The following is a 14,145-nucleotide window of genomic DNA, read 5'->3' on the forward strand; positions in this document are numbered from 1 at the left end:
ACCGAGATGCGAACCTATCCGATCGTGCTCTGCGCGGCTGCCGCCGTGTGCCTGACCGCGACCGCCCATGCCGCGCCGTTCAAGGCGCCGCCGACCAGCCCCCAGCTCGAAGCCAAGCGCGAGCAGCTGGGCGACAGCGTGCTCAAGCGGCCCGGCGTGCAGATGCCCGACAACAAGGCCGAGCTGGACGGCGCTCTCGCTCGCAAGGACTGGCCGACCCTGTCGGCGGCCGTTATGGGCGTGGCCTCGCAGGACGCGGCGACGAAGATGGCCAACTGGGAGCGATACCAAGTCTATCGCGGCGGCGGGTACAACACGATCTTCATGTACGTCCACACGATGTCGACCATGGCCGCCTCGTACGAGCGCGCCGCCCAGGCCAATCCGGCCCTGGCGCAGACCGCCCAGGGCCTGCGCATGGGGGCCCTGTCGCAGCTGATCTACCTGCACGCCGTCATCGCCGTCGACGGCGAGCGTTGCGGCGACCACACCGCTCCCATCGCCCAGCGCGACCGAATTCTGGCCGTCAGCGTGCCGCTGATCCAGGCCGCGCGGACGCTGGACCAGGACGCCCGTCGCACCGCCCTGCTCGCGGCGCTCGAGCAGGAGACGCTGATCGCGCCGGTGCGCGACTACGACCAGGACCTCTGCCGGGGCGGCATGGACGAGATCGCGGCGGCGCTCGAAAAGAACGGCGACAAGGCGACGCGCTCGACGTCCCGCCCGGGCGTTCCGGGCACGACGATCGAGGTCCAGCCCGACGCCGCCTGGACGCCCGCCCTCAGCGACCCGGCGAGCTGGGAGGCCCGTCGCCAGAAGGTTCGGGAAACCCTGGCGAGCAGGCTCGCGCCGCTTGCAGGCCTGGCGGCAGCCCCGGCGCGGTAGGCGTCAGGACGGGCAGGCCTGCGCCGGAACCAGGGCGACGCGTGCGGGGCTGAGCTTGATCTGGCGGGCCTGCCCCATGTCGCCATAGACGCCGACCTGGGCCGTGCCCGACACGCCGACGGTGGAGGCGTCGCCGCCGGCGATCTCGACCAGGGCCAGGCCGCGCAGGTCGCCGATATGGTCGCGGTCGAGGAAGGCCGCTCCGACCGAGGCCTGGCCGTCGAGGCCCGCGCCGCCGCGCGCGGCGGTCAGCGACCAGCCGGCCGGCGTCTTGCAGACCTTCGTGACCTTGGCGCCCGCCAGCTTCAGGCCGAAGGCGTCGACATAGTCATCCGGGCCGAGCGCGATCCCCTGGATCGACAGCAGGTAGGTCGCCGCCGCGATCGGCTCCGGCGCGGTCTCCACCGGCTTGGGCGGCGCGACCTTGGCGGGCGACGCCGGCGCGGGCTGGTCGGCGGCCCTGGGCTTGCCGACGAAGTGGGCCAGGGCCAAAGCTGCGCCGACGCCGAGCACGGCGGCGACGAGGATGGGAATCAGACGGGCGTAGCGCGGATCCTTCATGGACCGCTCAATAGAACAGGCGCGTCCGGACGCCCAAGCCGAACTTCCCAAACGGAAGCATGAACCGGCGCGCGAAGCGGCTATAAGAAGCGAAAACAGGCTTGCCTCACCGGTCAAGCTTGGCCATGTTTCGCTCGCGCAAAGGTAGCATTTCTTGGAAAGCCTCGCCCCCGTCGCCTATCTGACCCTCGCGATCGCCGTGATCGGGGGCTACCTGCTGGGCTCGATCCCGTTCGGCCTGATCGCCACGCGCCTGGGCGGGGCCGGCGACATCCGCAAGATCGGTTCGGGCAACATCGGCGCGACCAACGTGCTGCGCTCGGGCCGCAAGGACCTGGCGGCCATCACCCTGCTGGGCGACGGCGGCAAGGGCGCGGTCGCCGTGGGCCTGGCCCACCTGCTCAGCCACGGCAACCCGCTGGTGGTCGCCCTGGCCGGCGGCGCGGCCTTCGCCGGCCACATCTTCCCGGTTTGGCTGAAGTTCAACGGCGGCAAGGGCGTGGCCACCTTCTACGGCGTGCTGCTGGCCGCCGCCTGGCCCGTCGGCCTGCTGGCCGCGGCGACCTGGCTGGCCGTGGCCGCCCTGTTCCGCATCAGCTCGCTGGCGGCCCTGGTCGCCGCCGCCCTGGCCGCGCCCTTCGCCCTGGCCACCGACCGTCCTTATCCCATCCTGGGCCTGTGCCTGTTCATGGCCGTGCTGATCTACATCCGCCACAAGGACAACATCGCCCGCCTGCTGAAGGGCGAGGAGCCGAAGATCGGCAAGAAGAAGACAGCGGAGGCGCCGCCGACCCCAGACCAGAAAGAAGAGGCCTGATGACCCGGGGCCTTTCCGATCAGGAGCGCCTGGCCTGGCTTCGCCTGGCGCGCACCGAGACGGTCGGCCCCGTCGCCTTCGACCACCTTCTCCAGCGCTTCGGCTCGCCCGAGCGGGCGCTGGTCGCCCTGCCCGACCTGGCCCGCCGGGCGGGCCGCGCGGCCCCGCTGCGGCCGCCGCCCACGGACGAGATCCTGCGCGAGCTGGACGATGGCGCCAAACTCGGCGCCCGCCTGATCTGCGCCTGCGAGCCCGACTTTCCCCATCGCCTGGCCACGCTGGACCCGCCGCCGCCGGTGATCTGGGCGCTGGGTCACTACGAGCTTCTGCCTCAGCCCAGCGTCGCCATCGTCGGCGCCCGCATCGCCTCGGCCGCCGGCCAGCGTTTCGCCCGGCAACTGGCGGCGGAACTGGGCCAGCACGGCCACGTGGTGGTCTCGGGCCTGGCGCGCGGCGTCGACGGCGCGGCGCACGAGGGCTCGCTGTCGACCGGCACGATCGCCGTGCTTGGCGGCGGGATCGCCGACATCTATCCGCCCGAGCACGCCGGCCTGCACGCTCGCATCGCCGAGCACGGCTGCGTCGTTTCCGAGAGCGCCCCGCTGCGCCGCGCCCAGGCCAAGGACTTCCCGCGCCGCAACCGCATCATCTCGGGCCTGTCCCTGGGCGTGGTCGTGGTCGAGGCCGAACTGAAGTCGGGCTCGCTGATCACCGCGCGCCTGGCCGCCGAGCAGGGCCGCGACGTCTTCGCCGTGCCCGGCTCGCCGCTGGATCCCCGCGCCAAGGGCCCCAACGACCTGATCCGCCAGGGCGCGATCCTGTGCGAGGGGGTCGAGGACGTGCTGCGCTCGCTGTCCGCCTCGCCGTCGATGCGCGAGCGCGACCGGGCCTGGGATCCGGACGAGGCGGCCGACGATCTCGACCACGACGCCCTGCGCGAACAGGTGGCCGCCCTGCTGTCGCCCACGGCCGTTTCGCGCGACGAACTGGTGCGCGCCGTCAAAGCGCCGACTTCGGCGGTGATGGCGGCGCTGGTGGAGCTGGCCCTGGCCGACCGGGCCGAACTGCTGCCTGGGGGCATGGTGGCCGGCGTCTGAGGGGGCGTTGAGTTGAAATCCAAGACCTTGAGCGTCGCAACCACGCTGTCCCTGGCCGTGCTGGCCGCTCCGGCGTGGGCCGCGCCCGGGCCTGGCCCCGTGGCCTATGTCGTTTCGCCCGTGATGAAGGACGGCGGTCTGGCGGCGCTGGAGATCACGGCGACCTTCAAGGCCGACGCCGACGGCGAGACCCATCTGTCGCTGCCCAACAACTGGATGGGCCGCAGCGGCGTCTGGCGCAACCTGACCGACCTGACGGTCGAGGGCGCGGACTCCATGGTCGAGGACACGCCCAAGGCGCGGATCATCCGCTCCAGGCCGGGGCGCAGGCTGACCCTCCGCTACAGGGTCAACGACACCCTGAAGCGCGACCCCGTCCAGTCCGACAGCTATCCCAGCGAGCCCTGGATCCGGCCTTCGTGGTTCTATGTCGACGGGGTGAGCGCCCTGGTCACGGTCGACGGGCGAGAGGACGGCCCCGTCTCCTTTCGCTGGGGCAAGGGCTGGCCCAGGGACTTCAAGCTGACCAGCAATCTCGAAGACGCCGATTGGGACGAGGACGCGCGCCAGAGCGTGCTGATCGGCGGCCGGGACCTGCGCGTCGTACGCGCCGGTCCGGTGCGGCTGGCCATTCGCGGCGCCCACGCCTTCTCCGACGCCGAGCTGAGCGGCGCGCTGGAAGCGATCCTGCGGGCCGAACGCGGTTTCTTCGGCGACGACCAGGAGAAACCCTTCCTGGTCACCGCCATGAGCCTGAAGCCCGAGAGTGGCGCGTCGTTCCACGGCACGGGCAAGCACCAGGCCTTCGCCATGACCGTCACGCCCAACATGAGGCTGGAGGAGATTCGCGTGCTGCTGGCGCACGAGATCTTCCACGCCTGGAACCCGAACCGGCTGGGCCAGGCCTTCGGGCCCCGCGGCTACTGGTTCAGCGAGGGCTTCACCGATTTCTACGCCCGTCGCCTGATGGTTCGCGAACGCCAGATCACGCCCCAGGCCTTCGCCGCCGCCTGGAACGAGACCTTGCGCGACTACGCGACCTCGCCGGCCATCGCCATGCCCGGCGACGAGGCGGCCGGGAAATTCTGGACCGATCCCTACGCCGACAAGCTGGCCTACCAGCGCGGCGCGCTGCTGGCCGCGATCTGGGACCTGAAGCTGCGACGGGCCGGGTCGAGCCTGGACGCCGTGCTGCGGGAACAGGCGCGAAACCGCGCCCCCAAGGCCACCATGGTCCGCGCCTTCGTCGAAGCCGCGAAAGCCAAGGGCCTGGACGTCACGGCCGACATCGAGGCCCACATCGACCAGGGCCGGCCGATCCGCCTGCCCGCGGACGCCTTCGCCCCGTGCGCCACGGTGACGGACGTGACGGCGCCGGCCTTCGATCGCGGCTTCGAGCCCAGGATCGACGACAAGGGAACCATGACCGTCGCCGACCTGCGCGAGGACAGCGCCGCCTATCGCGCCGGCCTGCGCAACGGCATGGTCATCGTCGAGCGCCGCAAAGGCCGAGGCGGCGACGCGACCACGCCCTACGAACTGGTCGTGCGCGAGGGCGACGGCCCGGTCCGGGTCGTCACCTTCCTTCCGCAAGGCGCGACGACACAGCGCTATCAGCAGTTGGTCCTGACACCCGAGGCGGCCGCGGCTCCGACGCTGTGCGCCTTCCGACCAAATCCGTCGTCGCCCTCTCTCTAAAGAGAGAGACTGGGGACGACCGCTATCCAATCGTCGAGCTTGTCGCGACCCCGCGTTGACAGACCCCCCGCCCTGCCCCCACTTTCCGGCGCTCGCCTCCTGGTTCGCCGGAAGGTCGATCCACCTCCCCCTAGCTCAGAGTCGTAATGAACGTCGTCGTCGTCGAGAGCCCGGCCAAGGCCAAGACCATCAACAAGTACCTCGGGTCCGACTACACGGTTCTGGCCTCCTATGGGCATATCCGCGACCTGCCCAGCAAGGACGGCTCGGTCGAGCCCGACAACGACTTCGCCATGAGCTGGGAGGTCGACGCCAAGTCGTCCAAGCGCATCTCCGACATCGTCGACGCGCTGAAGAAGGCCGACCGCCTGATCCTCGCCACCGACCCGGATCGTGAAGGGGAAGCGATCAGCTGGCACGTGCTCGAGGTGCTGAACAAGAAGAAGGCGCTGAAGGACAAGCAGATCCAGCGCGTCACCTTCAACGCCATCACCAAGAGCGCCGTGACCGAGGCCATGAAGGCCCCGCGCGACCTCGACATGGAATTGGTCGAGGCCTATCTGGCCCGCCGCGCCCTCGACTACCTCGTCGGCTTCACCCTCTCGCCGGTGCTGTGGCGCAAGCTGCCGGGCAGCCGCTCGGCCGGCCGCGTGCAGTCGGTGGCCCTGCGCCTGGTCGTCGACCGCGAGATCGAGATCGAGCGCTTCAGGACCCAGGAATACTGGACCGTCGACGCCGACGTCTCGGCCGGCAGCGACCCGTTCCTGGCGCGCCTGGTCAAGCACGACGGCAAGAAGCTCACCAAGTTCGACCTCGGCAACGAGGCTTCCGCCCTGGCCGCCAAGGCCGCCGTGCAGGCCGCGACCTTCAAGGTCGAGGCCGTCGAGAAGAAGCCGGGCAAGCGCTCGCCCGCCCCGCCCTTCACCACCTCGACCCTGCAGCAGGAAGCCGCCCGCAAGCTCGGCTTCTCGGCCCAGCGCACCATGCAGGCCGCCCAGAAGCTGTACGAAGGCATCGACATCGGCGGCGAGACCGTCGGCCTGATCACCTACATGCGTACCGACGGCGTCTCGATCGCGCCGGAAGGCATCGCCGACGCCCGCGACGTGATCGGCAACGTCTACGGCAAGGACTACGTGCCGGACGCCCCGCGCATCTACAAGTCGAAGGCCAAGAACGCCCAGGAGGCCCACGAAGCCATCCGCCCGACCAGCATGCGCCGCAACCCCGGCTCGCTGCGCCTGGATCCAGACCTGGGGCGCCTGTACGAACTGATCTGGAAGCGCACCATCGCCTCGCAGATGGAAAGCGCCCGCATCGAGCGCACCACGGTCGACCTGGAAAGCCACGACGGCCGCACCGGTCTGCGCGCCACCGGCCAGGTGGTGCTGTTCCCGGGCTACCTCGCGGTCTACGAGGAAGGTCGCGACGACGAGGAAGGCGAAGACAGCGCCCGCCTGCCGGCCATCGTCGAGGGCTCGGCGGCCAAGGTCATCGAGGCCCGCGCCGACCAGCACTTCACCGAGCCGCCCCCGCGCTATTCGGAAGCCAGCCTCGTCAAGAAGATGGAAGAGCTGGGCATCGGCCGTCCGTCGACCTACGCCTCGGTCCTGACCGTGCTGCGCGACCGCGAATATGTGCGGATGGAGAAGCAGCGCTTCATCCCCGAGGACAAGGGCCGCCTGGTCACCGCCTTCCTCGAGCAGTTCTTCCGCCGCTACGTGGAGTACGACTTCACCGCCTCGCTGGAAGAGCGCCTCGACCTGGTCTCGGACGGCCAGCTCGACTGGAAGGAATTCCTGCGCGAGTTCTGGAAAGACTTCCACGCCGCCGTCGGCGAGATCGCCGAATTGCGCACCACCAACGTGCTCGACGCGCTGAACGACGCCCTGGGCCCGCACATCTTCCCCGACAAGGGCGACGGGTCGAACCCGCGCCTGTGCCCGACCTGCGGCTCGGGGATGCTGTCGCTGAAGACCGGCAAGTTCGGCGCCTTCATCGGCTGCTCGAATTATCCGGAGTGCCGCTACACCCGCCAGCTGGGGGTGGCCGAGGGCGACGGCGAGGCCGAGAGCGCCGACAAGGAACTGGGGATCAACCCCGCCACCGGCCGCGCCGTGTGGCTGAAGAACGGCCGCTTTGGCCCCTATGTGGAAGAGGTGGCGGCCGAAGGCGAGAAGCCCAAGCGCTCGTCCCTGCCCAAGGGCTGGACGCCGGCCGCGCTGGACCTGGAGAAGGCCCTGCGGCTGCTGTCCCTCCCCCGCGAGGTCGGCATGCACCCCGACGACGGCAAGCCGATCACGGCGGGCCTGGGGCGCTTTGGGCCGTTCGTGCTGCACGACGGCACCTACGCCAACCTGGAGAACGCCGACGAGGTGTTCGACGTCGGCCTAAACCGCGCCGTCGCCATCCTGGCCGACAAGCGGGCCGGCGGCGGGCGTCCGCAGCGCGCGGCCGCCGCGGCCCTGGCCGAGCTGGGCGCGCACCCGGAAGACGGCAAGCCGGTGCGCGTACTGTCGGGCCGCTTTGGTCCGTACATCAAGCACGGCGACACCAACGCCAACGTGCCCAAGGGCGCCGATCCCGCGGCCCTGACCCTGGCCGAAGCGGTGACCCTGCTGGCCGAGCGCGTGGCCAAGGGGGGCGGCAAGAAGCCGGCCAAGAAGGCCGCCGCGCCGAAGAAGGCCCCGGCCAAGGCCAAAGCCGCCAAGGCCGAGGGCGACGCCGCCGAGGCCAAGCCGAAGAAGGCCGCCGCCAAGACCACGGCGGCCAAGAAGCCGGCCGCCAAGAAGGCGCCGGCCAAGGCCAAGACCGAGGCGTGACGGCAGGCGACCGGGGGGAGTAGACTGACGGCATGACCACGCTCGAACGTCCTTTGCCGCTGCCGCTGGTGGTGGTCCTGCTGTCGGCGGTCAGCGTCGTGGGCTTCGTGCTGGGCCTGCGCGGCGCGCTGGACACCGGCAAGCCGGCCGACGCGGTCTCGACCGCGCCGCTGGCCGAGGTCTCGGGCGTGCCGGTGAAGGACGCGACCCCGGCCCCGGTCGAGGTCGCCCCGCCGCCGCCTCCCCCGCCGGTCAAGCCGGTCGAGGAAGCGCCCGAGGAGATCGCCCCCGAGACGCCGCCGGTGGTCCAGGCGCCGGTCGCGCCCGTGACGCCGCCTCCGGCTGAAAAGAAGCCCGAGGTCCCGCCCGCCCAGCAGACGCCGCAGCGGATCGAAGACCTCTACTAGGTCCGCCCCGTTCCCCTCGGCCCTGAAACGGCTTAGAGGGGAGCAATGGCCAAACCTCGCCTTCCCAAGACCGCTGCCCCGAAGCCCTCGCGCGCGAAGATGCCTTCGAAGGCTCGCCCGCCCGCCGGCCTGCCCGACAAGGAAACGCTGCTGGCGTTCCTGCGCGACGCCGGCGAGGCCGCCAAGGCCGACATCGCCCGTCACTTCGGCCTGAAAGGCGCCGATCGCCGCGCCCTGCGCGAGATGATCCGCGAGATGGAGGCCCAGGGGCAGCTGGGCAAGCGCGGCCGCCGCGGCTTCGCCGAGGCCGGCGCCCTGCCGCCGGTCGGCGTGGCCGACGTGATCGAGCGCGACGCCGACGGCGACCTCTTCGTCAGGCTGACCAAGGCCGACGACGACGTGCCGATGGTGCGCCTGGCGCCCGACCGTCGCGAGGCCGCCGCCGGCGCGCCGGGCCTGGGCGATCGCCTGCTGGTGCGCTTCGAGCAGCTGGAAAGCGGCGAGTACGAGGCCCGCCTGATCAAGCGCCTGGGCCAGAGCGCCCACAAGGTGCTGGGCGTGGTGCGCAAGCAGCGCCGCGAGATCCGCGTCGAGCCGGTCGACCGCAAGTCCAAGGAAAGCTTCATCCTCGACGTCGCCCAGCCGGGCGTCGGCGACCTGAAGGACGGCGACCTGGTGGTCGTCCAGCAGAGCGGCCACGCCGGCCGCTACGGCCCCAAGCCCTGCCGCGTGCTGGAGACGGTCGGCAACGAGGAGGACCCGCGCGCCGCCTCGCTGATCGCCATCCACAGCCACGGCATCCCGACCGGCTTCTCCGACGAGGCCGAGGAAGAGGCCAAGGCCGCCAGGGAGCCGACGCTGGAGGGCCGCGAGGACCTGCGCGACCTGCCGTTCGTGACCATCGACCCGGTGGACGCCCGCGACCACGACGACGCCGTCTATGCCCATCCCGACGACAGCGACGGCAACAAGGGCGGCTGGGTGGTCTGGGTGGCCATCGCCGACGTGGCGGCCTATGTGCGCCCGGGCTCGGCCCTGGACCGCGACGCCCGCGACAAGGGCAACAGCGTCTACTTCCCCGACCGGGTGGAGCCGATGCTGCCCGAGACCCTGTCCAATGGCCTGTGCAGTCTGCGGGAAGGCGAGAACCGCGCCACGCTGGCCGTGCGGATGGTGTTCGACAAGTCGGGCCACAAGAAGAGCCACCGCTTCGTCCGCGGCCTGATGCGCTCGGCCGCCAAGCTGTCGTACGAGCAGGCCCAGGCCGCCATCGATGGCGCGCCCCCGCCGGCCGGCCAGGATCCGGACAAGGCCCCGCCCCTGCTGGACGCGATCCTGACGCCGCTGTGGGAGGCCTTCCGCCTGATGGGCAAGGGCCGCGAGCAGCGCTCGCCGCTGGCCATCGAAAGCGACGAGCGCCGCATCGTCATCACCAAGGACGGCGAGATCGCCTCGATCACGCGCCGCGCCAGCCTCGAGGCCCACAAGCTGATCGAGGAGATGATGATCCAGGCCAACGTCTCGGCCGCCGAGAGCCTGGAAGCCAAGCGCTCGCCGCTGATCTACCGCGTGCACGACACGCCGAGCTTGGAGAAGGTGCAGAACCTGGCCGAATTCCTGCAGACCCTGGAGATCCGCTGGAACAAGGGCGAGGCCCCGCAGACCAAGCGATTCAACCAGCTGCTGGAAGAGACGCGCGAGAGCCCGCACGCGGCGATCATCAACGAGGTGGTCCTGCGCACCCAGATGCAGGCCCACTACTCCAGCGACAACATCGGCCACTTCGGCCTGAATCTCGCCAAGTACGCCCACTTCACCAGCCCGATCCGGCGCTATGCCGACCTGATCGTGCACCGCGGCCTGATCCGCGCCCTGGGCCTGGGCGACGATGGCTTGACCGACCAGGACATCGCGCGGATCAAGGACACCGCCGAGGTCATCACCCACGCCGAGCGCCGGGCCATGGCCGCCGAGCGCGACGCCACCGACCGCTACATCGCCTCGTTCCTGTCAGACCGGGTGGGCGCGACCTTCAGCGGCCGCATCACCGGCGTCACCCGCTTTGGCCTGTTCATCAAGCTGGACGAGACCGGCGCCGACGGCCTGGTGCCGATCTCCAACCTGGGCGACGAGTTCTTCGTCCATGACGAGAAGCTGCACTCGCTGGTCGGCGAGCGCACCGGCAAGCGCTGGCCGCTGGGCCTGTCGGTCGAGGTGCGCCTGCGCGAGGCCACGCCGGTGACCGGCGGCCTGCTGTTCGAGATGCTCACCGACCCGCTGCCGGCGGATCCGAAGCTGCCGAGGCCTCGCCTGGGCGCGCGGCGGCAGGCGGCGGTCAAGCCGCGCGGCGGCCTGCCGAAGGGCGTGCGGCGGGGCAAGCGGCGCTGAGATCAGGAACCTCCCCCTCTGGGGGAGGCGATCGCGCAGCGATCGGTGGGGGATGTTACTGCGAAAGTGGCGGGCGGCGCGGAAGCTGAAACTTCCCCCCACCGGCCTTCGGCCGCCTCCCCCAGAGGGGGAGGTTTCTATCAGACCGGCTTCTCGATCTCGTAGACCACGTCTTCCAGCTTTTGCAGGATCAGCGCCTGCGCGTCGCGGACACCCTGGTTGAAGAACGCCGGGCCCAGAGTCTCGCCGATGAAGTCGAGCAGGAAGCCCGCCTCCAGGCCGCTGACCGGGCGATCGAGCTCGTCGCGCATGTAGAGCGTCAGCTTGCGCAGGGCGGCCTCGCGGACGTCCTTGTCGAGCTCGATGCGGGCCATGGCGGCCTCCTTGCGTCCTTCGAGGCTCACCTGCGGTTCGCACCTCAGGATGAGGACCTGTTGCACTGAATTCCTCATCCTGAGGCGCCCGCTAAACGGGCCTCGAAGGACGCAGGGACTAGCCGATGGCCCCGAAGCACCAGGCCAGGACCGACTTCTGGGCGTGGATACGGTTCTCGGCTTCGTCCCAGACCAGCGAGCGCGGGCCGTCGAGGACGGCGTCGGTGACTTCCTCGCCGCGGTGCGCGGGCAGGCAGTGCAGGAACACGCCGTCGGGCTTGGCGAGATCCATCAGGGCGTCGTCGACCTGATAGGGCTCGAAGGCCTTCAGGCGTTCGTCATGGTCGGTGTCGCCCATCGAGACCCAGGTGTCGGCCACGACCACGTCGGCGCCGCGCACTGCCTCCTTGGGGTCCTCGCTCATGGTCACGTCGCCGTTCAGGCCGGCGGCGCGGGCCAGGTCGTGCAGGTCGGCGTGATAGACCGCCGGGCAGGCGATCTTCAGCTTGAAGCCCAGCAGCGGGGCGGCGTGGATGAAGCTGGAGCAGACATTGTTGCCGTCGCCCACCCAGGCGATCGTCTTGCCGACCACGTCGCCGCGATGCTCTTCGATCGTCAGCAGGTCGGCCATGATCTGGCACGGGTGGCTCTTGTCGGTCAGGCCGTTGATCACCGGCACGGTCGAGACCTGCGCGAAGCGCTCGACGTCGGCATGGACGTTGGCGCGGATCATCACCGCGTCGACCATGCGCGAGAGCACCTTGGCGGTGTCCTCGATGGTCTCGCCGCGGCCCAGCTGCATGTCAGAGGCCGTGGAGATGATGGCGTCGCCGCCCAGTTGGCGCATGGCCGCGTCGAACGAGAAGCGGGTGCGGGTCGAATTCTTCTGGAAGATCATCGACAGCACGCGGTCCTTGGCGGGCGCGTCGGCGTCGATGCGGCCCTGCGGCCAGCCCTTGCGGGCGGTCTTGCGGGCCTTGGCGTCCTCGAGGATCAGGCGCAGCGTGGCGCCGTCGAGCTTCCAGAGATCGATGAAGTGACGGGGGGCGGTCATCTCAGGCCACCTTTCCGAAAATGGGCTGGAGTGGACGCCCCCGCCCTGAGGCGGAGGCGTCGGGTCATCGAGACGTCAGGCCGCCGCTTGGGCGCGGACGACCTCGCAGGTCTTTTCGAGCTTGGCCACGGCTTCCTGGGCCTCGGCCAGCGTCAGGTTCAGCGGCGGCAGCAGGCGCACGCAGTTGTCGCCGCCGCCGGCCACCAGCAGCTGCTGGTCGCGGGCCAGACCCATGAACTCGCGGTTGTTGGACGCCAGCTTGATGCCGATCAGCAGACCCTTGCCACGCACGTCGAGCACGACGTCCGGGAAGCGGTCCTTCAGGCCGTTGAGCTGCTGGGTGAAGTAGCCGGCGACGGTCTTCACGTTGTCGAGCAGCTCGGGCGTGTTGATCGCGTCGAAGGCGGCCGTGCCGACCGCCATGGCCAGCGGATTGCCGCCGTAGGTCGAGCCGTGGGTACCGGGGGTCATGCCCTTGGCGCCCTCGTGGGTGGCCAGGCACGCGCCGACCGGGAAGCCGCCGCCCAGGGCCTTGGCCACGCACATGATGTCGGGCTCGGCGCCATCGGCCCACTCGTGGGCGAACAGCTTGCCGGTCCGGCCCATGCCGCTCTGGACCTCGTCGAAGATCAGCAGGACGCCGGCCTCGCGGGTGATCTGGCGCAGTTCGACCAGTTGGGCCTCGGTCAGGGCGCGCGCCCCGCCTTCGCCCTGCACCGGCTCGATGATGACGCCGGCCGTGGTCGGGCCGATGGCGGCCTTGAGAGCCTCCAGGTCGCCGAACTGCAGCTGGATGAAGCCCGGCAGGCGCGGGCCGAAACCGTCGAGATAGCCGGCGTTGCCCGAGGCGTTGACCGCCGCGTACGAGCGGCCATGGAACGAGCCGTCGAAGCCGATGATGTCGATGCGTTCCGGATTGCCGGCCACCGCGTGATAGCGACGGGCGGCCTTCAGGGCGCACTCGATCGCCTCGGTGCCCGAGTTGGTGAAGAACACCACGTCGGCGAAGGTGGCCGCGCACAGCTTGTCGGCCAGCACTTCCTGCTCGGGGATCGTGTAGATGTTGGAGACGTGCCAGAGCTTTTCGCCCTGGGTCTTCAGGGCGTCGACCAGCACCGGGTGGGCGTGGCCCAGGCCGCAGGTGGCGATGCCGGCCACGCAGTCCAGGTATTCTTCGCCGGTCGTCGAGAACAGGCGCGCGCCTCGGCCTCGTTCGAACGCCAGCGGGGCGCGGTTGTAGACGCCCATGATGTGGTGTTGCGAGGAGTTGGACGACGTCGCAGTGCTCAATTCGGCCTCCCAAAAAGGCAAGAAGCCCCCGGGCTTTCGCGCGGGGACTGGAAGGCCCGACGTTGTCGACGCGAAGCCCTGCCCTGTCAATGAAATGACTATGAATTTTCGCCCTGCGGGGCGTGGCGGACACACCCTGGCGGCGCGGGACCGCTAACTTGCCATCGGGGCGCGATCCGACCTAAGCCTGGGCGTGGGGGAGATGCATGGAGGATCCACGATGAAGGCCGCCGTTTCCCTCGCCCTGCTGGCCCTGGCCGCCCTGCCCGGCTGCGCCTCGACGCCGCCCGCCGCCGGCCCCGCCGCCGTCACCGGGACGGTGGTCTGGCGCGAGCGGATCATGCTGCCGCCGAACACCAGGACGATCGTGCGCCTGCAGGACGTCAGCCTGGCCGACGCGCCGGCCAAGGTGCTGGCCGAGGACGTGATCGACGGCACGCGCGCGCCGCCCGTGGCCTTCAAGCTGGCCTATGATCCGGCCCAGATCATTCCGAACCACCGCTACTCGGTGTCGGCCCGTGTCGAGGTGGATGGTCAGCTGCGCTTCATCAACGACACCCACATCGCCGTCATCAACGACGGCCCGACCAAGGACGTCGAGGTGCTGGTCAAGGGCGTGGGGCGGTAGACGCCTCCCCCTAAACTCCTGTCATTCCCGCCCTTGTGGCGGGGCATCCACCGCTGCCGACAACTCGCCGGGGCGCGGACGGGTTTGATTTCGCCCATGGGTGGGGGGACACCCAAAGAAACCC

The 14,145-nt window shown here is 70.2% G+C and carries 12 protein-coding genes; 8 read left to right on the forward strand and 4 right to left on the reverse strand.

Going from position 1 to position 14,145, the window contains the following annotated elements; translation table 11 throughout:
• The first annotated feature begins 6 nt into the window (after positions 1-6).
• The gene (locus DDF62_RS09355) at positions 7-885 is read left to right on the forward strand and encodes a hypothetical protein (RefSeq protein WP_116488865.1); all 879 of its coding nucleotides are present in this window, start codon (positions 7-9) and stop codon (positions 883-885) included.
• A 3-nt stretch (positions 886-888) separates the two neighbouring features.
• Here the strand turns inward: DDF62_RS09355 and DDF62_RS09360 are convergent, their stop codons facing one another.
• The gene (locus DDF62_RS09360; protein WP_116488866.1) at positions 889-1,446 is read right to left on the reverse strand and encodes a hypothetical protein; all 558 of its coding nucleotides are present in this window, start codon (positions 1,444-1,446) and stop codon (positions 889-891) included.
• Positions 1,447-1,600: 154 nt separating this feature from the next.
• Between DDF62_RS09360 and plsY the strand changes: the two genes are divergently transcribed.
• The 6 genes from plsY (at position 1,601) to rnr (ending at position 10,675) form a co-directional block, all read left to right on the forward strand.
• The gene (plsY, locus tag DDF62_RS09365; protein WP_116488867.1) at positions 1,601-2,263 is read left to right on the forward strand and encodes a glycerol-3-phosphate 1-O-acyltransferase PlsY; all 663 of its coding nucleotides are present in this window, start codon (positions 1,601-1,603) and stop codon (positions 2,261-2,263) included.
• Positions 2,263-3,360 (forward strand): DNA-processing protein DprA, encoded by a 1,098-nt coding sequence (dprA, locus tag DDF62_RS09370; protein WP_116488868.1) that lies wholly within the window; start codon positions 2,263-2,265, stop codon positions 3,358-3,360. The genes plsY and dprA overlap by 1 nt, the downstream gene beginning before the upstream one ends.
• 27 nt (positions 3,361-3,387) lie before the next feature.
• Entirely contained in the window at positions 3,388-5,058 is a 1,671-nt protein-coding gene (locus tag DDF62_RS09375) for a M61 family metallopeptidase (RefSeq protein WP_116488869.1), read from the forward strand.
• A gap of 146 nt (positions 5,059-5,204) precedes the next feature.
• Positions 5,205-7,880 (forward strand): type I DNA topoisomerase, encoded by a 2,676-nt coding sequence (gene topA, locus DDF62_RS09380; protein ID WP_116488870.1) that lies wholly within the window; start codon positions 5,205-5,207, stop codon positions 7,878-7,880.
• A 32-nt stretch (positions 7,881-7,912) separates the two neighbouring features.
• Complete coding sequence (locus DDF62_RS09385) at positions 7,913-8,287, forward strand: hypothetical protein (protein WP_116488871.1); 375 nt, start codon at positions 7,913-7,915, stop codon at positions 8,285-8,287.
• A 45-nt stretch (positions 8,288-8,332) separates the two neighbouring features.
• On the forward strand, positions 8,333-10,675 hold the full coding sequence (gene rnr / locus DDF62_RS09390) for a ribonuclease R (protein ID WP_116488872.1): 2,343 nt from the start codon (positions 8,333-8,335) through the stop codon (positions 10,673-10,675).
• A 140-nt stretch (positions 10,676-10,815) separates the two neighbouring features.
• Here the strand turns inward: rnr and DDF62_RS09395 are convergent, their stop codons facing one another.
• From DDF62_RS09395 to DDF62_RS09405, 3 genes are all read right to left on the reverse strand, one after another.
• Entirely contained in the window at positions 10,816-11,079 is a 264-nt protein-coding gene (locus DDF62_RS09395) for a DUF2164 domain-containing protein (protein WP_244286777.1), read from the reverse strand.
• Positions 11,080-11,167: 88 nt separating this feature from the next.
• Positions 11,168-12,103 carry an ornithine carbamoyltransferase gene (argF, locus tag DDF62_RS09400; RefSeq protein WP_116488873.1) on the reverse strand — a complete coding sequence of 312 codons (936 nt, stop codon included), beginning with the start codon at positions 12,101-12,103 and terminating at the stop codon, positions 11,168-11,170.
• Between the two features lie 75 nt (positions 12,104-12,178).
• Entirely contained in the window at positions 12,179-13,393 is a 1,215-nt protein-coding gene (locus DDF62_RS09405; protein WP_116488874.1) for an aspartate aminotransferase family protein, read from the reverse strand.
• A 220-nt stretch (positions 13,394-13,613) separates the two neighbouring features.
• Between DDF62_RS09405 and DDF62_RS09410 the strand changes: the two genes are divergently transcribed.
• Positions 13,614-14,021 (forward strand): YbaY family lipoprotein, encoded by a 408-nt coding sequence (locus DDF62_RS09410; RefSeq protein ID WP_116488875.1) that lies wholly within the window; start codon positions 13,614-13,616, stop codon positions 14,019-14,021.
• Positions 14,022-14,145 lie beyond the last annotated feature (124 nt).

It is taken from the genome of Caulobacter radicis (assembly GCF_003094615.1).
In the GTDB taxonomy this organism is placed as follows: domain Bacteria; phylum Pseudomonadota; class Alphaproteobacteria; order Caulobacterales; family Caulobacteraceae; genus Caulobacter; species Caulobacter radicis.

What these genes read in the sequence shown, in the direction of transcription:
- argF (WP_116488873.1), bottom strand. Translation starts at nt 12,103, where the DNA reads ATGACCGCCCCCCGTCACTTCATCGATCTCTGGAAGCTCGACGGCGCC.
- DDF62_RS09410 (WP_116488875.1), top strand. Translation starts at nt 13,614, where the DNA reads ATGAAGGCCGCCGTTTCCCTCGCCCTGCTGGCCCTGGCCGCCCTGCCC.
- DDF62_RS09355 (WP_116488865.1), top strand. Translation starts at nt 7, where the DNA reads ATGCGAACCTATCCGATCGTGCTCTGCGCGGCTGCCGCCGTGTGCCTG.
- rnr (WP_116488872.1), top strand. Translation starts at nt 8,333, where the DNA reads ATGGCCAAACCTCGCCTTCCCAAGACCGCTGCCCCGAAGCCCTCGCGC.
- DDF62_RS09360 (WP_116488866.1), bottom strand. Translation starts at nt 1,446, where the DNA reads ATGAAGGATCCGCGCTACGCCCGTCTGATTCCCATCCTCGTCGCCGCC.
- DDF62_RS09385 (WP_116488871.1), top strand. Translation starts at nt 7,913, where the DNA reads ATGACCACGCTCGAACGTCCTTTGCCGCTGCCGCTGGTGGTGGTCCTG.
- topA (WP_116488870.1), top strand. Translation starts at nt 5,205, where the DNA reads ATGAACGTCGTCGTCGTCGAGAGCCCGGCCAAGGCCAAGACCATCAAC.
- dprA (WP_116488868.1), top strand. Translation starts at nt 2,263, where the DNA reads ATGACCCGGGGCCTTTCCGATCAGGAGCGCCTGGCCTGGCTTCGCCTG.